We start from the raw sequence: 18,444 nt of genomic DNA, 5'->3' as shown, positions 1-18,444 counted from the left end.
AGATTTCCGGCGGCCCGCGCCCGCGTCGCGCCATGGCCCTGCTCGCAGGCGCCGTGGTCCTCGCGGTGGCGGCAAGCTTCGCCGTCCTTCCGCGGATCGAGCGGCATTACCTCGCCAAGGCCGGCGCGCAGGACGCGGCCACGCTGCGCCTCGCGGTCGAGGGGCTTCGCGGCGCGCTGGAGCGGACCGAGGCGCTTCCCTCGCTCATCGCCGAGCAGCCGATCCTGTCGCGCGTCCTGCGCCATCCCGACAACGAGGGGCTCGCCCCGTTCGCCAACGAGCTTCTGCGCCAGCGCGCGCTGTCGCTCGACGTATCGGACATCTTCGTGATGGATGCCCGCGGCCGCACCGTGGCGGCCTCCAACTACCGCGCCGAGCACTCCTTCGTGGGCAGCGTCTTCGACTACAGGCCCTATTTCTCCGACGCGATGTCCCAGGGGTTCGGGCGGTTCCACGCCCTCGGCGTCAACTCGGGCCAGCGCGGCTATTATTTCGCGGCGCCGGTCATCGCGGAAACCGACCTGCTTGGCGTGGTCGCCGTCAAGATCACGCTCGACGGGTTCGAGGAATCCTGGGCGGACGCGGGAAGCACGATCATCGTGACCGACACCAGCAACGTGATCTTCCTGTCCGATCGGGCGGACTGGCATTTCCGCGCGATGGGACCCATCCCCGAGGCCGCGATCGAGGAAATCGCGGCGACGCGCCAATATCCGCCCTATGCGCTCAGGCCACTCGGAACGCTCCGCGCGCCGCTGACCGGCGACATGGAGATCATCACCGTCGACGGGCGCGACGGGGCGTCCGAGGACTTCGTCATCCAGACGTCGCTGATCGCCGCGCCGGGCTGGCGGGTGTCGATCCTGACGCCGACGGCGCCCGCGCTTGCGCAGGCCTGGACGGTGCTGGGGCTCGTTCTTCTGCTGATCGCGATATGCGGCCTGCTCGCCGCCGTGCTGCTGCAGCGCCGCGCGCAACTGATGGAGCGTATCGCCGTGCAGCGCAGCCAGCAGGCCGAGCTCGAGGCGCGGGTGCGCGACCGCACGCGCGACCTCGACGCGGCCAACGCCCAGCTTCGCGGCGAGGTCGAAGAGCGCCGCACCGCCGAGGACCGCCTGCGGCGCGCGCAGGCCGAACTCGTGCAGGCCGGAAAGCTCGCGGCGCTTGGCCAGATGTCGGCGGCGCTCAGTCACGAGTTCAACCAGCCGCTCGCCGCCGTGAAGTCCTTCGCCGACAATGCCACGGTGTTCCTCGACCGGGGCCGCGTCGAGGATGCGCGTCTGAACGTGGGCCGCATCTCGGCCATGGCCGACCGGATGGCGTCGATCTCCAAGCACCTGCGCAACTTCGCCCGCCGCCCCCAGGACAAGACGGGCCCTGTGCCGCTTGGCGCGATCGTCGCCGACGCGCTCGAGCTGATGGAGGCGGGCCTTTCCAAGGCCGGGGCCGAGATCCATCACGTCCCCCCCTCGCCCGAGATCTGGGCCGAGGGCGGGCGCATCCGCCTGCAGCAGGTCGTGGTCAACCTGATCAGCAACGCCTGCGATGCCATGGAGGGTCGCCCGACGAAACCCGTGGAGATCGAGGTCTTTACCGACGGCCCGCCGGGCAGCGGCACCTGCCGGATCGAGGTGCGCGACCGGGGACCGGGCCTGTCTGACGACGCGCTGGCGCAGGCCTTCGACCCCTTCTTCACCACCAAGGATCCGGGCCAGGGCCTCGGCCTCGGCCTGTCCATCTCCTACAACATCGTGCGCGACTTCGACGGTCGGCTGACCGCGGCCAACCGTCCCGACGGCGGCGCGGTGTTCGCCGTCACGCTGCGCCGGACCGAGGCGCCCGCCGCCGCCGAGGGTCCCGACGCGAATGGCGCTTCCGGGGACATGGCGGCGGAATGACCGAGGCGGGCGGCGGCACCATCGTGTTCGTCGACGACGAGGAGCACCTGCGCCTCGCCGCCGAACAGACACTGACGCTGGCCGATCTGGAGGTGATCCTGTGCGACCGCGCCGAGGCCGCGCTGGAGCATCTGGACCGCGACTTTCCGGGCATCCTCGTCACCGACATCCGGATGCCGAAGATGGACGGGCTCGACCTGATGCGCGCCGCGCTGGCGCGCGATCCCGACCTGCCCGTGATCCTTGTGACCGGTCATGGCGACGTCGACCTCGCGGTGCGCTCCATGCAGGAGGGGGCATGGGACTTCATCGAGAAACCCTATGCCCCCGCCCGCCTGACCGCCGCTGTGGCCCGCGCGCTCGACAAGCGCCGCCTTACCATGGAAAACCGCAGGCTGCGGGCCGCCGCCTCCGGCGACGGGCGCGCGGCGGATGCGGTCGCGGCGCGCCTGACGGGCCAGAGCGAGGCGATGCGCACCCTGCGCGAGCGCATCCGCGCGACCGCCGCGACCGAGGCCGATGTCCTGATCGAGGGCGCCACCGGCACGGGCAAGGAGGAGGTGGCGCGCGCCCTGCACGAGGCGAGCGCGCGCTCCGAACGCCCCTTCGTGCAGGTCAATTGCGCGGCGCTTCCCGACGGCCTGATCGAAAGCGAGCTGTTCGGCCATGAAAGCGGGGCCTTTCCCGGCGCGACGCGGGCGCGCTACGGCAAGTTCGAGCACGCGCGCGGCGGCACCGTCTTTCTCGACGAGATCGACAGCCTGCCCCTGCCGCTTCAGGCGAAGCTGCTGCAGGCGATCCAGAACCGGCAGGTCACGCGGCTCGGCTCGAACGAGACGGTCGATCTCGACGTGCGCTTCGTCGCCGCCTCCAAGCGCGACCTCGAGGCCGCCGCCGCCTCGGGAGAGTTCCGCGCCGACCTTCTCTACCGGCTGAACGTGGTGACGATCCGCGTCCCCGGCCTCGACGAACGGCGCGAGGACATCCCGATCCTGTTCCTGACGCTGCTGGCGGAGGCCGCGCGGCGCAACGGGCGCGCGCTGCCCGACGTGCCCGCGTCGGTCCTGGCCGCGCTGGCCGCGCGCGACTGGCCCGGCCATGTGCGCGAATTGCGCAACGCCGCCGAACGCCATGCCCTCGGCCTCGAGGCGCCGCCCCCCGGCAGCGCGGAGGAGGGGCGCAGCCTCGCGGAGCGCATGGCGGCCCACGAGAAGGCCCAGATCGCCGCCGCGCTCGCCGCCAACGCGGGCAGCGTCAAGGCCACCTACGAGGCCCTCGGCCTGAGCCGGAAGTCGCTCTACGAGAAGATGCAAAAGCACGGGCTGGACCGCACGGCCTTCCGCCAGGATTGAAGCTGGGGCCCGATGGGTGGCGCGGGGAACACCTGAATGCCGCCTTTGGGTGCCTTTCCGCCCATCGCCGCCAGAAAAGCCTTCCCGTTAGCGCAAACCGGGCTTGCAGGCGTTGCATGGGTGAGCGTGCCGCCCCACCCCTCCACCGGACGGACGCGGAGGGAAACGTGTCCGGCAAAACGCCGGGAGGACGGCGGGGAGGAGATCGGACCGGACGCGGCGGCCCTTGGGGCGCACGCACCGCCCGCCTGCCTTGCCCGCCCCCTGACCGGGGTAAAACGCAAGGGAGAGAAAGTTCATGAAACTGACCAGATTGACCGTGCTCGCGGCGACGACCGCACTGACCGCCACGGCCGTCTTCGCGCAGGAAGATCGCGCGGGCTGGCCTGAAAGCTTCACCGTCGGCACCGCCTCGCAGGGCGGCACCTTCTTCGCCTACGGCTCGGGCTGGGCGAACCTCGTCGCCGAAGAGCTTGGCCTGTCGGGCGGCGCGGAAGTCACCGGTGGCCCGATGCAGAACATGGCGCTCGTCCACACCGGCGAAGCGCAGTTCGGCATGACCACGATGGGCCCGGCACGCGAGTCGCTCGAGGGCACCAACCCGATCGCGCCCGGCCTGCAGATGACCAACGCCTGCGCGATGTTCCCGATGTACCAGACCCCGTTCTCGGTGACGGCGCTGGCATCTTCGGGGATCACCTCGATCGCCGACATCCCGGATGGCGCGCGCATCGGCTTCGGCCCGGCGGGCTCGACCTCGGACACCTACTTCCCGCGCATGATGGAAGAGCTGGGCGTGAACTTCGAGCGCCGCAACGGCGGCTGGTCCGACCTTGGCGGCCAGCTTCAGGACGGCCTGCTCGACGTCATCGCCTTCGCGGCGGGCGTCCCGGTCCCGGCGGTGTCGCAGCTGGAAGTGCAGACCGACGTGAACATCATCGAGTTCACCGAGGAAGAGCAGCAGCAGATCATCGACGCCTTCCCGGTGTCGGCATTCGAGATCGCCGCCGACACCTACACCACGCTGGAAGCGCCGGCGCGGTCGGTTTCGATGTGGAACTTCGCGATCGCCAACTGCGACCTGCCGGAAAGCTTCGTCTACGCCGTCACCGACGTGGTGATGTCGGACAACGAGCGCATGGTGAACATCCACCGCGCGGCGACGTCGACCGTCCCCGAGAACTGGGACAAGAACGCCGTCATGATGTGGCACCCCGGCGCGGCGCGCTGGTTCGAGGAAAACGCCGGGGCCGACATCCCCGACGACATGATCTACGGCGGCTGATCGGCACGACCGTCACGAAGATCGAAACCCGCGCCCGGTTCGGCGCGGGTTTCTTGCCAGCCGGCCGCACGGAGGCGGCCGCGGAAGGACCAGAGGGGCACAGGAAGACATGACCCAGCGCGACAGCGAACGCTCAAGGGAAGACCTCGAGGCCGAGGCGCAGGTCGGCGAGGGACTCGTCGTCGCGGACGGCGTCGACGAGGAGCCGGTAGAATCCAACCGCCGCCTTTTCGCGGGCCGGAGCTACCTCGCCATCGCCGCGCTCTCCACGATCTACGCAGCCTTCCACATGCTGGCGCTGAACGGCGTGTCGATCTCGGACTGGACCGGGATCGAGATCCCGTTCCTTCCGCAATTCCCGATGGAGACGTGGAACTTCCGCATCGTCCACATCTCCGGCGCGCTGGCGCTGGGGTTCCTCCTGTTCTCGGCGCACACCTTCTCGGATGACGGCCCGGCAGGGCGCGAGACAAGGATCATCACCCTCGTGGCGGCGGCGCTGGCCATCCCCGCCCTCGTCGCAGGCGCGACGGCCATCGGCTTCGTGCGGACGATCGCGGCGGGGGACCTGCCGCAGATGGGCGGCCTGACGACATGGGCCGCTTTCCCCGGCACCGAGATCTACGAAACCGAGGTGCGCTGGTTCGGCATCCCGCTTCTGCTGGCCACGTTCGGCGCGATTGCCACCGGCTGGTTCGAGAGGCGTGAGCGCCACCTCTTCACGGCATCCGACATCGTCCTCGCGCTCTGCGGGATCGTGGTCGCGATCTACCTCGTGGCGATCTACGGCACGGCGGCGCGCAATTCGGTCGGAACGCCCTTCGTGCCCATCGGCGTGGCCTTCGCCGCGACGGCGGGGTCGGCGCTGATCCTCGAACTCACGCGCCGCGTCGCGGGCCTCGCGCTCGTGGTGATCACCGGCGTCTTCCTCGTCTACACGTTCACCGCGCACCTGCTGCCTGGCATCCTCGCGGTGCAGACCCCCTACACATGGCAGCGCTTCTTCGGGCACGTCTATTCCGACGCCGGCATCCTCGGGCCGACCACGGCGGTCTCGTCGACCTACATCATCCTGTTCATCATCTTCGCGGCGTTCCTGCAGGCCTCGAAGGTCGGCGACTACTTCGTGAACTTCGCCTTCGCCGCGGCGGGCCGCGCGCGCGGCGGGCCGGCCAAGGTCGCGATCTTCGCCTCGGGCCTCATGGGCATGATCAACGGAACCTCGGCGGGCAACGTCGTGGCCACGGGCTCGCTCACGATCCCGCTGATGAAGAAGGTCGGCTACCAGAAGAAGACGGCGGGCGCGATCGAGGCCGCGGCCTCCACGGGCGGGCAGATCATGCCGCCGATCATGGGCGCGGGCGCCTTCATCATGGCCGAGATCACCGGCATCCCCTACCAGGAGATCGCCATCGCCGCGATCATTCCGGCCATCCTCTACTTCGTGTCGATATTCTTCATGGTCGACTTCGAGGCCGCCAAGCTCGGGATGCGCGGAATGCGCGAGGACGAACTGCCGAAGCTGAGGGCGATGGCCCGCCGCGTCTTCCTGTTCATCCCGATCATCATCCTGATCGTGGCGCTGTTCCAGGGCTATTCGGTGATCCGCGCAGGCACGCTCGCCACCATCGCGGCGGTCGTCGTGTCATGGATGCAGCCGACGTGGCGCGGCTGGGGCCTTCTGGCGCTCAGCATCGCGATCTACGCCGCGCTCACCACCCTTCTGAGCGAGGCCGCGGCGACCCAGACCGGGACGATCGCGATCTTCGCCGTGGCGCTCGCCGGCCTCGTCTACTGGACCTACGCCTACCGCGGAGACGGCATGACGCCCGGAAAGGTCCTCAAGGCGTTCGAGCTTGCCGGCGTGATGTCGATCCAGATCATCGCCGTCTGCGCCTGCGCTGGCATCATCGTGGGGGTGATCTCGCTCACCGGGGTCGGCGCGCGCTTCTCCAACGTGCTGCTCGACCTCGCGGGCGTCAGCCAGATCCTTGCGCTGTTCTTCGCCATGTGCATCGCCATCCTCCTCGGCATGGGAATGCCCACGACGGCGGCCTATGCCGTGGCGGCTTCGGTCGTGGCGCCCGGCCTCGTGCAGCTCGGCATCCCGATGCTGACCGCGCATTTCTTCGTGTTCTACTTCGCCGTGGTCTCGGCCATCACGCCGCCCGTGGCGCTGGCGAGCTACGCGGCGGCGGGCATCTCGGGCGCCAACCCGATGGAAACCTCGGTCGCATCCTTCAAGATCGGCATAGCGGCCTTCATCGTGCCGTTCATGTTCTTCTACAACAGCGCGATCCTGATGGACGGCACCTGGTTCGAGGTGATCCGCGCCGGCCTCACCGCGACCTTCGGCGTGTTCCTGCTGTCGGCGGGCGTGCAGGGGTGGTTCATCGGCGGGCGGACGGCGTGGTTCCTGCGCATCGCCCTGGTGATCGCGGCGCTGTTCATGATCGAGGGAGGGCTTCTGACCGACCTCGCGGGGATCGGCGCTGCGGCCGGCATCTTCATGATCCAGAAGGTGTTCCAGCCGCGCCCCGACGCGTCCGTCCCGGTGCGCGGCGCCGACTGAGGCGCCGGGACGGGCGCGCCGCGTCCGCTCGAACGGAACCTGCATGAAACCGTCCGCGGCGTCGGCCGCGGACGACGCCGTTTCGGCACGCAGCCCGAGGCCCGATGCGGAAGGCTCGGCGTCATCCGGCGGATCCCGTTCCAAGGTGCGGCAGGGTCCGCACCGGCAAGGCGATTTTCCGGGGCGTGCGATCCTCGAGGCGCTTCTCGCCCTGGGTCCGGCGACCGCTCCCGAGATCACGAGAGCCCTCGATGTCAAAAGGCAGTTCGTGCAGCGGGAGATTCAGGACCTGCACATCCGGGGTCTCGTCACGCAATCGCAGTACCCCGGCCACAAGACGTCCGTCTGCTACAGCCTGACGCCGCGGAGCCGGGCCTTGATCGAGGATATCGGGGATCGGGAACAGCGCGAATTCACGCGCTTCGCATCGCGATACTCGGCGGAAGAGATCGAAGCCTTCTCCACGAAGGCGGAAACAGAGACAAGGCTCTTGACCCACAGCAGGAGGAAGTCGCCGGAAACACTGGGGAAAAATGGTAGCGGAGGAGGGACTTGAACCCCCGACACGCGGATTATGATTCCGCTGCTCTAACCAACTGAGCTACTCCGCCGAGACCGGTCGCGGAGTTACGGCAGCCGGGGCTGCGCGTCAACCTCAAAAAGCGGCGGCATGGGCCGTCCCGAAGCAGGGCCCTGCACCCGGCCGGGCATTGGCGGAATCCACGGCGGGCAAGGGTCGCGCGCACCGGGGGCGGCGATGGCGCTGGCGATCTCGCCAGGGTCCCGGCGGCAGCTCTCGCTGCGGCGGCCGAGCGGTTGGGCAGGCCTGTGCGCAGCGCCACGCCGCCGCGTCGAGGAGAACGTGCGCGTGTCTGGACGCCCCGGATCGGCGGGCCGGGCCTCAGAAGCTTCGGCGATAGCCCCCTGAAAGGGCCCCGGGCCAGTTGCGGGCCGCAGGGTCAGGTGCCGTTCGGGGCCCGCGGGTACCGGGCTGCCGTGACCTCGACCTCGACCTTGAACTCGGGCCGGGTGAACCCCGCCACGATCACGAGGGTGGAGGCCGGCAGGCGCGCCATGCCCGCGCACCAGCGGTCGCGCGCCGCCATGTAGCCCGCCATGTGCGCCCGGTCGGTCACGAAGGCGTTGATGCGGACGGCATCCGACCTCGCGAACCCGGCCTCGTCGAGGATGGCATCGATCGCGGCAAAGCAGAGCTCGGCCTGCGCCTCGGCCTCCGGGGGGATCGTGTCGTCCCGCGCAATGCCGAGCTGCCCCGAGGTGAGGACCCACTCGGCGCCCGCGGGCACGTGCGTGCCGTGCGCGTAGGCCGCGAAGGGCGGACGGATGCCTGCGGGCGTCAGCGCGGAGAGCGCGGTGGAATCGGTCATGGATGGCTCCGTTCGGTGCATGTCCCGGCTCGTCCGAGGCTTCCCGTCGGGGCCTCCCTGTGTCCAGCCCTCTCATGCGGCGCTTCCGCAAGTGCACAAGATTCAGGCATGTCGCACGACGATGTGGCGAAACCCCGTGCCGCGCCGCATGTGCCCGGCCTCGCGCGCCGCCCGGCCTTCCATGGCGGCAGGGCGCATTTACCGTCGCCCGCATGACCAACCACCTTCGGGGAGTACCACGACACATGCTTCGCACGTCCCTTCTCGCGCTGAGCGCGGGCCTCGCGGCCGGCGCTGTCCAGGCGCAGGACCTCACACCTGTCACCTTCGGCACCAACTGGCTCGCCCAGGCCGAGCACGGCGGCTTCTACCAGTCCGTGGCGGATGGCACCTACGCCGAATGCGGCCTCGACGTCACCGTGATCTCGGGCGGCCCTCAGGTGAACAACCGCGCGCTTCTTCTGGCCGACCGCATCCAGTTCCACATGGGCGGGGACCTGCTGCAGGCCTTCAACGCGGCAGCCGAGGACATTCCCGTCGTCGCCGTCGCAGCCGTGTTCCAGAAGCACCCGCAGGTCATCCTCGCCCACCCCGGCGTCGCGGACAGCTGGGAGGACCTGAAGAACCTCACGCTTCTCATCGGGGACAACGGCTTCAGCAGCTACTACCAGTGGATGATCACGGCGCATGGCTTCACCGCCGAACAGCGCCAGCCCTACACGTTCAACCCCGCGCCGTTCCTTGCGGACGACCAGCTGGGGATGCAGGGCTACCTGTCGTCCGAACCCTATGTTGTCGAGACGACCGGCGGCTTCACGCCCAACGTGTTCCTGATCGCGGACGCGGGCTTCTCGTCCTACGCGACGACGATCGAGACGATGCAGGCCACGATCGACGAAAGCCCCGAGGTGGTCGAGTGCTTCGTCAACGGCTCGATCCTTGGCTGGTACAACTACCTCTACGGCGACAACGCCGCCGCCAACGCCATGATCCTCGAGGCGAACCCCGACATGACTCAGGACAAGATCGATTTCGCCATCAACATGATGATCGAGCGCGGCATCGTCGACAGCGGCGATACCCTTGAGCTGGGGATCGGCGCGATGACCGAGGAGGTCGTCGGCGGCTTCTACGAGGACATGGTCGCGGCCGGCGTCGTCGAGGACGGCCTCGACTGGCAGTCGACCTTCACGACGGCCTTCGTGAACCAGGGCCTCGGGATGGAGCTTCGCCCCGCCCAGTGACCCTCGCCTGACGAAACGCCGGGGGCGGGCGTGTTCCGCCCCCGGCGCCACCACCGGACCGCACCGGACCGCATCGGGCCGTCCACGGCCGAAAGCCGAGCGCAGGAAACAGCCACCCATGGTCGTACGCCACGTCGAAACACCGCCGCTTGGCGACCGCGCCCCTCTGCTGAGACTGCGTCATGTCGACAAGGTCTTCGGCGGCGACGTCGTCGCGCTTCAGGACATGAACCTGCAGGTGAACCAGGGCGATTTCATCTCGCTGCTCGGACCCTCCGGCTGCGGCAAGTCCACCGCGCTTCGCATCATATCGGACCTGATGCACCCCACGCGCGGCCGCGTGGAGTGGGAGGGGCCGCACGGCCGTGGCGATCTGGGCGTCGTGTTCCAGGAGCCGACGCTGATGCCTTGGGCCACCGTCGCGCAGAACGTCTGGCTGCCCTTTCGCCTCGCCGGAAAAAGCTACGCCGAGGTCAAGGACGACGTGCTGGAGGTCCTGCGCCTCGTCGGCCTCGAGAAGTTCCTGAACGCCTACCCGCGCGAGCTTTCGGGGGGCATGAAGATGCGCGTCTCCATCGCGCGCGCCATCGTCACGAACCCCCGCCTCATCCTGATGGACGAGCCCTTCGCCGCCCTCGACGAGATCACGCGGCACAAGCTGAACAACGACCTGCTGAAGCTGAAGGCGCAGATCGGCTGCACGGTGATCTTCGTGACGCACTCGGTGTTCGAAAGCGTCTTCCTGTCGGACCGCATCGTCGTGATGGCCGCGCGCCCCGGCCGGGTCCTGACCGAGCTGGAGGTGGACGCGCCCTACCCGCGCGGCGAGGACTTCCGCACCTCGCCCGAGTATTCCGCCCACGCCCGCCGCGCCTCGGAGGCGCTGAAGGAAGCCATGGGAGAGCCTGCATGAGCCTTGCCGAGAAAAGCACGGCACAGCCCGCCGATGCGCGCGACGAGGACGAGATCCGCCGCGCCCGCGCCGCGCGCCTCGAGAAGGTGGCGAAATGGGTGCTGCCGGTCGCGATCATGATCCTGTCCATCGCGGGCTGGGCGTGGATCGTCGCGGCCAACGAGATCCCGCATTACATCCTGCCCGGCCCCGACCGCGTCTGGGAGAGCCTCGTGAACGATTGGGGAATGCTGATCGACGCGGCCTACCTGACGGGCTGGATCACGCTTCTGGCGCTGGTGCTGGCGGTGGCGGGCGGCGCGGGCCTCGCCATCCTGTTCAACCAGTCGAAGATGCTGGAACTCAGCTTCTATCCCTACGCCGTGATCCTGCAGGTGACGCCGGTCGTCTCGATCGCGCCGCTCATCTTCATCTACGTCGATTCAAAGGTCGCGGGGATGCTGCTCTGCGCGTGGATCGTGGCCTTCTTCCCGGTCCTGTCCTCGACCACGCTGGGGCTGAACTCGGTCGATCACAACCTGCGCGACCTCTTCCGCATCTACGGCGCGACGCGCTGGCAGCGCCTGCGCTTCCTGCAGCTTCCCTCGGCGCTGCCCTACTTCCTCGGCGGCCTCAAGATCGCGGGTGGCCTGTCGCTGATCGGGGCCGTGGTGGCGGAACTGGTCGCGGGCACCGGCGGCATTGGATCGGGCCTTGCCTTCCGCATCCAGGAAGCGGGATACCGGCTCAACATCGCACGGATGTTCGCCGCGCTCGCCATGGTGGCGGCGATGGGCGTCTTCATCTTCGCCGCCCTGTCGATCCTGTCGCACCTTCTCCTGCGCAAGTGGCACGAAAGCGCGGTATCGCGGGAGACATGATGGATTTCACCAAGCTGCCCCACGGCGGCGTCACGCTGACCAACGTGACGGTGCCCGCCTGCCTCGCCGGCCTCGAAGGCGATCTCGTGCGCACGGAGATCTCCATCGACGACGGCCGCATCGGCGACCCGCAGCCCGTCGCCGTGGACATGGGCGGCGCGATGGTCTTTCCCGCCTTCGTCGACATGCACACGCATCTCGACAAGGGCCACATCTGGCCTCGCAGCCCCAACCCGGACGGCACCTTCGCCGGGGCGCTGGCCACCGTGCGCGCTGACAGTGCCGCGCGCTGGAGTGCCGGGGACCTGCGCCCCCGGATGGAGTTCTCGCTGCGCGCCGCCTTCGCGCACGGCACGCGGGCGATCCGCACCCATCTCGATTCGATCGCGCCGCAGGACGACATCACCTGGCCCGTGTTCCGCGAGTTGCAGGAGGATTGGGCCGACCGGATCGAGCTTCAGGCCGCCTGCCTGATCGGCTGCGACAAGTGGACGGACGACGACGGGCCGTTCGGCCATACCGCCGACCTCGTGGCCGCGACGCGCGGTGGCGTGCTGGGCATGGTGACATACCCGATGGGCGATCTGCGCGACCGCATCCGGGGCTTCTTCGCGCAGGCGGCCGCACGCGGTCTGGACGCGGATTTTCACGTCGACGAAACCATGGACGCCGGCGTCGAGACGCTGCGCGACATCGCCGAGCTGAAGATGGAGACGGGCTTTTCCGGCCGCGTCGTCGTCGGGCATTGCTGCTCGCTGAGCGCGCAGGACGAAGGCCGCGCTCTCGATACGCTCGACCTCGTGGCGAAGGCCGGCATCGACGTCGTCAGCCTGCCGATGTGCAACCTCTACCTGCAGGACCGCACGGCCGAGGGCATCGCCCGCACCCCGCGCCGCAGGGGCATCACGCTGGTCCACGAGATGCGCGCGCGCGGCATCCGCGTCAGCTTCGCCTCCGACAACACGCGCGATCCCTTCTACGCCTACGGCGACATGGACATGCTGGAGGTGATGCGCGAGGCGACGCGGATCGGGCATCTCGACCACTCGCGGGCCGATTGGGTAACCAGCTTCCTGACCGAGCCCGCCGCGACCTGCGGGATCGCAGCGCCGTCACTGGACAAGGGCGCGCCGGCCGACCTCGTGATCTGCAAGGCGCGCAACTGGACCGAGCTTTTCGCCCGCCCGCAAGCCGACCGCATCGTGCTGCGCGGAGGCGTGCAGATCGACCGCAAGCTTCCCGACTACGCCGAGCTAGACGACCTCATGAGGACCTGAATGCAAGAGAATGTCGCCGCCGCGAAGGCCGCCCTCGCCCATATCGAACAGGACGAGAACCCCGCCACGATCCGCGCCAAGAGCCGGGATTTCTTCTGGTACTCGCCCGTGCTGAAGGAGGCGATGGATCACCTCGAGGCCGATTTCGTGGTGAACCCGAAATCGGAGGCCGAGGTGATCGAGGTGCTTCGCGTCTGCTACGCCCACGACGTGCCGGTGACGACACGCGGGGCCGGGACCGGCAACTACGGACAGGCGATGCCGATGCGCGGCGGCTGCGTCATGCACCTGCGTCACATGAACCGGGTGCGCGAGGTGCATCCCGGCCGCGTGATCTGCGAGCCGGGCATCCTGCTGAAGGACCTCGACGCGCACTGCAAGGCGCATTCCGGGCAGGAGATCCGCATGTTCTCATCGACATGGGCGACGGCCACGATCGGCGGCTTCATCGCCGGCGGCTCGGGCGGCGTGGGGTCCTGCACCTGGGGCAGCCTGCGCGACCTCGGCAACATCATCCGGCTGCGCGTCGTGACGATGGAGCAGGAGCCGCGCGTGCTGGAGTTCAGGGGCGAGGAACTGGCGCGGGTGTCCCACGCCTACGGCACGAACGGCATCATCACGGAGATCGAGATGCCGCTGGCGCCCGCCTACGACTGGATCGAGATGTTCGTGGCGTCCAAGGATTTCATGGCCGCGACGCGTTTCGCCGAGGAGCTGGCGAACGAGGACGGCATCCTCATCAAGCTCGCCTCGGTCTACGAAGCGCCCGCGCCCTTCGACTACTTCACGCGGGTCAGGCCGCATATCGAGGCCGACGACACGCTGATCGGCCTGATGGTCGCGCCGCATTCCATCGACGGCTTCCTGACCTTCCTCGGCCGCCGGCCGGAGGCGCGGCTGATCTACCGCTCGGACGATCACGACTGGCCCAAGACGCCCGGCCCGGTGTTCGAATACGGCTGGAACCACACGACGCTCCGGGCGCTGAAGGTCGATCCCTCCATCACCTACCTGCAGGTGCGCTACGGCTTCCCCCGCCACCTGGAGCTGATCGAGAGGATGCGCGAGGAATTCAGTCCCGAGGTGCTGCAGCACCTCGAGGTGCTGCGCGAGAACGGCAAGGTGATGTTCGCGGGCCTGAGCCTCGTGAAGTTCTCGACCGCCGAGCGGCTGGACGAGATCGTCCGCATCCACGAGGAGGCCGGCGCGATGGTCTTCAATCCGCACCGCTACACGCTGGAGGAGGGCGGCCGCCAGTCCACGGACCGTCGACAGCTCGATTTCAAGCGTGAAGCCGACCCCAAGGGCCTTCTGAACCCCGGCAAGATGATCGCCTGGGACGATCCCGATTTCGACTATTCGGCGATGTATTCCTACGGGCGGATGACGCCGAGGCCGGAGGCTGCTGAGTGAGCGGGCCCGCAGCGCCCGCCAACACCCGGAGCGAGGGGGCCTTCCGCCCCCTCGCGCTCCCCCGAGCGTATTTTTCGAAAGATGAAGGGGTGAGGGCATGAGCCGCGCCCTCGTCCTTTTCGCGCATCCCTGCCCCGAGAGCTTCTCGGCGGCGCTGCACCGGACGGTGGTGGAGCGGCTGGCGGGCTCGGGATGGGAGGTCGACGACTGCGACCTGAACGCCGAGGGTTTCAACCCGGTCCTGACCCGGTCGGAGCGCCGCGGCTACCACGACGCGCCGGGCAACGTCGCGCCCGTCGCGGGTTACGTGGAACGCCTGCGCGCCGCCGATGCGATGGTCATGGTGTTCCCGGTCTGGAATTTCGGCTACCCGGCAATCCTGAAAGGATTTCTCGACCGGGTGTTCCTTCCAGGCGTGTCCTTCAGGCTGGTGGACGGAAAGGTGAAGCCGAACCTGACCCATATCCGCAAGCTCGCCGCCGTGACCACCTATGGAGGGACGCGGATGCGCGCGATGCTGGTGGGGGACCCGCCGCGGAAATCCTTCAAGCGCGCGGTCTGGCACGTCTGCCGCCCGGCCAAGACGCGATATCTCGCGCTCTACGACATGAACCGGGCGGACGACGCGCGCCGCGAGGACTTCCTCGGCCGCGTGGGACGCGAGATGGAGGCGTTCTGAGACATGCGCGCACTGGTCGTCTATTGTCATCCCAGGCGCGGCAGCTTCACCGCGGCCGTCCGCGACGTTGTCATGGACAAGCTCGCCTCGGCGGGCGCCGAAGTGCGTCTGCGCGATCTCTATGCCGAGGGCTTCGACCCGGTGCTGAGCGCGCGGGAACACGAGATCTACGAGGACGAGGCGCGCAACCGCGCGGCCGTGGCGCAGCACTGCTCGGACCTCGCCTGGTGCGACACTCTGATCTTCGTCTATCCCACCTGGTGGTACGGACTTCCGGCGATGATCAAGGGCTGGCTCGACCGCGTCCTCGTGCCGGGCCTCGCCTTCCTGATGCCCGACGCCGAGAATTCGGACATCCGTCCGGGACTGACGCACATCACCCGGCTCGGCGTCTTCACGACCTGCGGGGCGAGCTTCTGGCTGACGCGGTTCGTGGGCGCGCCGGGCCGCCGAACGCTGCTGAGGGGCGTCAGGCTGCTATGCGCGAGGCGCTGCCGGACGGTCTTCGCCGCGCATTACCTGATGGACAGCTCCAGCGCCGCAAGCAGGGAACGGCATCTGGGGCGCGTGGCGAGAAGGATGGACAAGCTCATCGGGCCCCGGTCCCGCGCAGGCGCGAAGGAGGCCGCGGCATGATCCCGGTGCTGGACTTCACCCGCTTCGCCCAGGGGTCGGACCGCGCGGGCTTTGTCGCGGATCTCGGCGCGGCGGCGCGGGGGCCGGGCTTCCTTCTTCTGACGGGCCACGGCATCGACCCCGTCCTGCGGGCGGAAGTCTTCGCCCAGGCCGGGCGCTTCTTCGACCTGCCGCGGCCCGCGAAGGAGGCGATCTCGATCCTACGGACCCCGCATTACCGCGGCTGGGCGCATGACGGCCTCGAAAGCCTCGACGAGACGTCGGGCCAGAAGGATCGCAAGGAAAGTTTCAACATCGGGTTCGACATGGACCCCGCCGACCCTCGCGTGCTGGCGGGCGAGCCGTTCCGCGGCGTGAACCAGTGGCCTGCGCTGCCGGGTTTCCGCGAGACGATGCTGGCCTACTACGACGCCGCGCTCGGTCTCGGCATCCGGCTGTCGCGTGCCATCGCGCTCGACCTCGGGCTGCCCGAGGACCACTTCGACGGCGCGTTTCACGAACCGCTGGCCGCGTTGCGCCTGCTGCATTATCCACCCGCCACGGGCGCCGAGGACGAGATCGGCGCGGGCGCGCATTCCGACTACGGCGTCGTGACCCTCCTGATGACCGATGGCGAGCCCGGCCTGCAGGTGAAGCCGCGCGGCGGCGAGTGGACGGACGTGCCGCATCTGAGCGACGCCTACATCGTCAACATCGGCGACTGCCTGATGCGGTGGACCAACGACACCTACATGTCGACCCCGCACCGGGTCCTTCCGCCGAAGCGCCAGCGCCGGTCGGTCGCCATGTTCGTCGAGGCCAACCCCGACGTCGTCGTGCAGGCACTGCCGGGAACCGGGACGCCGAAATATCCGCCGGTGCGCGCCGCCGACTACCTTCAGAGCAGGCTCGACGCGACCTACAACGAATAGGCGGCGCGGGGCGGGATCCAGACCTCACCCCTTCATCTTTCCCTAAATACGCGCGAAACCGCCGCTGCCGGCATGCGCCGCGCCGCCGGCCGGGCGCCTCACGACCAGGCGACGCCCGCGGGCGGCAGGGTCACGCCGGCGTAGCTCACCGCCTCGGGGCCATGGTTGAAGACGAAGCGCGTGTCGCCCGCCCGGCGCACGCGAATGTCGGGCGGCAGGTCCTCGGGGACCAGCCCCGCCTCGGCGCAGGCGCGCAGGAGCAGATGACGCAAGAAGGCCGCGTCGGGCCAGCCGCCGAGATAGGTCAGGTTGCCGGCGCGCATCGTCACCGGCCGCCCCGTGGCGTCGCGGTCGATCACCTGCGCCGCGCCCTCCAGTTCCTCGCGCCAAAGCGTGACGTGGCCCGCCGCCTCCATGGGAATGGGCATGTCGGGACGCAGCGTCTCGACCCGTGCCACCGTGACGTCGAGGCCGTCGATCGCGGGGGGAAGCGGCACCGGGATGCCGAGGTGCGCGGTCTTGGCATTGGTTCGCGGGCCAAGCAGGACCTGCGCGCTGGTGCGTTTCACGGCGTCCTTCAAGGGGTCGGACAGGGTGACGAGACCGGGCGCGAGCACGAGGCCGTAGCCCTCGAGCGTGGCGGCGTCCGGCGGCAGGATGTCGACGGAAAGGCCAAGCTTGCGAAGGCCGCGGTACATCTCGAACGCCAGCCGGAAGTAGTCGCAGCCGCGGCCTTGCGGCTGCACGTCCCAGACCCAGGCCGAGGCGTAGTCGAAGACGAGCGCGGCCTCGGCGCGCGTGGGCTCGACCCGCGGCATCGCCTCCAGTTCGCGCGCCACCTGCGCGGCCTCGGCGACGGCCGGCGCCTCGGCGCTGTCGGGCCGCAGGAGGCCCGCGTGATACTGCTCCTGCGCCATCGGCGCCTGCCGCCAGCGGAAGTAGCTGACCGTCTCGGCGCCGTGGGCGAAGGCCTCCCAGGTCCAGAAGCGCACCATGCCGGGGAGCGGCGCGGGATTGTGCGGCGCCCAGTTCACCGGGCCGGGCTGCTGCTCCATCACCCACCAGCGCGGGGTGTCGGAGGCCTCGAAACGTGCTGCGACCGCGCGGTAGAGGTCGTGGTGGAAGGCCTGGAAATCAGGATCGCCCTGCCGCGCATAGCGGCGCTTGTGCTCCGGCGGGTCCTCCAGCCGGTCCTCCAGGAAGCCCAGCGGATAGCTGTCCCAGGTCGCGATCTCCATCTGCCGGCCGAGGGCGAAATGGTCAAACTCCAGCGTCCGGCCCATGTAGTTGTGCGAGATCGGCGCGTCGGAATGGCGTGCGATCGCCGCGACCTGCGCCGCGTTGAACCGCGCCACCTGGTCGGAGGAGAACCGACGGAAATCGAGCGCGTGGGAGGGGTTCGGCTCGGTCACCGTGAGGTTCGGCAGGTCGATCTGCTCGAACCCGTCGTAGTCCATCGACCAGAAGACGTTGCCCCATGCCCGGTTGAGCGCGTCGGTCGACTGGTATTTCCGCGCCAGCCAGTCGCGGAACGCGGCGCGGGCGGCCGGAGAGTAGCTGACGGCCGTATCGTGGCAGCCGTATTCGTTGTCGGTCTGCCATGCGCCCAGCGCGGGATGGCGGCCATAGCGAACGGCAAGCGCCTCGGTGATGCGCACGGCCTCGGCGCGGTAGCCGTCATGGGAGAAACAGTAATGGCGGCGCGAGCCGAAGCCCCTCGGTCGCCCTTCGGCGTCGTGGGCCAGCATGTCGGGATGGCGGTCGAGCATCCAGCGCGGCGGCGTGGCCGTGGGCGTGCCCAGGACGATCTTCAGGCCCGCCCCCGCCAGCACCTCGAAGGCGCGGTCCATCCAGCCCCAGTCGAAGCGGCCAGGCACGGGTTCCAGCCTCGACCACGCGAATTCCCCGATCCGCACCCATGTCAGGCCGAGGTCGGCCATGCGGCGCGCGTCCTCGGCCCAGACGTCCTCGGGCCAGTGTTCGGGATAGTAGCAGGTGCCGAGCGCGCGCGTCAGG

The 18,444-nt window shown here is 69.0% G+C and carries 15 protein-coding genes and 1 tRNA gene; 13 read left to right on the top strand and 3 right to left on the bottom strand.

Annotated elements, in window-relative coordinates:
• The first annotated feature begins 32 nt into the window (after positions 1 to 32).
• The 5 genes from P6F26_RS01875 to P6F26_RS01855 all read left to right on the top strand — a co-directional run bounded on the left by P6F26_RS01875 (position 33) and on the right by P6F26_RS01855 (position 7,663).
• Entirely contained in the window at positions 33 to 1,898 is a 1,866-nt protein-coding gene (locus tag P6F26_RS01875) for a sensor histidine kinase (protein ID WP_278026941.1), read from the top strand.
• The gene (locus tag P6F26_RS01870; RefSeq protein ID WP_278026940.1) at positions 1,895 to 3,250 is read left to right on the top strand and encodes a sigma-54-dependent transcriptional regulator; all 1,356 of its coding nucleotides are present in this window, start codon (positions 1,895 to 1,897) and stop codon (positions 3,248 to 3,250) included. The genes P6F26_RS01875 and P6F26_RS01870 overlap by 4 nt, the downstream gene beginning before the upstream one ends.
• 298 nt (positions 3,251 to 3,548) lie before the next feature.
• Complete coding sequence (locus P6F26_RS01865) at positions 3,549 to 4,535, top strand: TAXI family TRAP transporter solute-binding subunit (protein WP_278026939.1); 987 nt, start codon at positions 3,549 to 3,551, stop codon at positions 4,533 to 4,535.
• Positions 4,536 to 4,644: 109 nt separating this feature from the next.
• A complete protein-coding gene (locus P6F26_RS01860) occupies positions 4,645 to 7,107 on the top strand; it encodes a TRAP transporter permease (RefSeq protein WP_278026938.1) in 2,463 nt (820 codons plus the stop codon).
• 43 nt (positions 7,108 to 7,150) lie between these two features.
• On the top strand, positions 7,151 to 7,663 hold the full coding sequence (locus tag P6F26_RS01855) for a MarR family transcriptional regulator (RefSeq protein ID WP_278026937.1): 513 nt from the start codon (positions 7,151 to 7,153) through the stop codon (positions 7,661 to 7,663).
• Here the strand turns inward: P6F26_RS01855 and P6F26_RS01850 are convergent.
• Together P6F26_RS01850 and P6F26_RS01845 are read right to left on the bottom strand one after the other, a co-directional pair.
• Positions 7,642 to 7,718, bottom strand: a tRNA-Met gene (locus P6F26_RS01850). The two genes, P6F26_RS01855 and P6F26_RS01850, sit on opposite strands and share 22 nt — an antisense overlap.
• Before the next feature lie 348 nt (positions 7,719 to 8,066).
• Entirely contained in the window at positions 8,067 to 8,495 is a 429-nt protein-coding gene (locus P6F26_RS01845; RefSeq protein WP_278026936.1) for a RidA family protein, read from the bottom strand.
• 245 nt (positions 8,496 to 8,740) lie between these two features.
• Between P6F26_RS01845 and P6F26_RS01840 the strand changes: the two genes are divergently transcribed.
• From P6F26_RS01840 to P6F26_RS01805, 8 genes are all read left to right on the top strand, one after another.
• Positions 8,741 to 9,739: an ABC transporter substrate-binding protein gene (locus tag P6F26_RS01840; protein ID WP_278026935.1), complete on the top strand. Its 999-nt coding sequence runs from the start codon at positions 8,741 to 8,743 to the stop codon at positions 9,737 to 9,739.
• Positions 9,740 to 9,857: 118 nt separating this feature from the next.
• Positions 9,858 to 10,652 carry an ABC transporter ATP-binding protein gene (locus tag P6F26_RS01835; RefSeq protein ID WP_278026934.1) on the top strand — a complete coding sequence of 265 codons (795 nt, stop codon included), beginning with the start codon at positions 9,858 to 9,860 and terminating at the stop codon, positions 10,650 to 10,652.
• Complete coding sequence (locus P6F26_RS01830; protein ID WP_278026933.1) at positions 10,649 to 11,512, top strand: ABC transporter permease; 864 nt, start codon at positions 10,649 to 10,651, stop codon at positions 11,510 to 11,512. Before P6F26_RS01835 ends, P6F26_RS01830 begins: the two co-directional genes overlap by 4 nt.
• Positions 11,512 to 12,789 carry a cytosine deaminase gene (locus P6F26_RS01825; RefSeq protein ID WP_278026932.1) on the top strand — a complete coding sequence of 426 codons (1,278 nt, stop codon included), beginning with the start codon at positions 11,512 to 11,514 and terminating at the stop codon, positions 12,787 to 12,789. The genes P6F26_RS01830 and P6F26_RS01825 overlap by 1 nt, the downstream gene beginning before the upstream one ends.
• Positions 12,790 to 14,202, top strand: coding sequence for an FAD-binding oxidoreductase (locus P6F26_RS01820; protein WP_278026931.1), 1,413 nt, complete (start codon positions 12,790 to 12,792; stop codon positions 14,200 to 14,202).
• Positions 14,203 to 14,299: 97 nt separating this feature from the next.
• A complete protein-coding gene (locus tag P6F26_RS01815; protein WP_278026930.1) occupies positions 14,300 to 14,881 on the top strand; it encodes an NAD(P)H-dependent oxidoreductase in 582 nt (193 codons plus the stop codon).
• Between the two features lie 3 nt (positions 14,882 to 14,884).
• Positions 14,885 to 15,517 carry an NAD(P)H-dependent oxidoreductase gene (locus tag P6F26_RS01810; protein ID WP_278026929.1) on the top strand — a complete coding sequence of 211 codons (633 nt, stop codon included), beginning with the start codon at positions 14,885 to 14,887 and terminating at the stop codon, positions 15,515 to 15,517.
• Positions 15,514 to 16,428 carry an isopenicillin N synthase family dioxygenase gene (locus P6F26_RS01805; RefSeq protein ID WP_278026928.1) on the top strand — a complete coding sequence of 305 codons (915 nt, stop codon included), beginning with the start codon at positions 15,514 to 15,516 and terminating at the stop codon, positions 16,426 to 16,428. The genes P6F26_RS01810 and P6F26_RS01805 overlap by 4 nt, the downstream gene beginning before the upstream one ends.
• A gap of 98 nt (positions 16,429 to 16,526) precedes the next feature.
• Here the strand turns inward: P6F26_RS01805 and P6F26_RS01800 are convergent, their stop codons facing one another.
• Positions 16,527 to 18,443 (bottom strand): beta-galactosidase, encoded by a 1,917-nt coding sequence (locus P6F26_RS01800; protein WP_278027042.1) that lies wholly within the window; start codon positions 18,441 to 18,443, stop codon positions 16,527 to 16,529.
• Position 18,444 lies beyond the last annotated feature (1 nt).

It is taken from the genome of Roseicyclus salinarum, assembly GCF_029624655.1.
Classification (GTDB): domain Bacteria; phylum Pseudomonadota; class Alphaproteobacteria; order Rhodobacterales; family Rhodobacteraceae; genus Roseibacterium; species Roseibacterium salinarum.
This window is presented reverse-complemented; position numbering and strand designations above follow the sequence as displayed.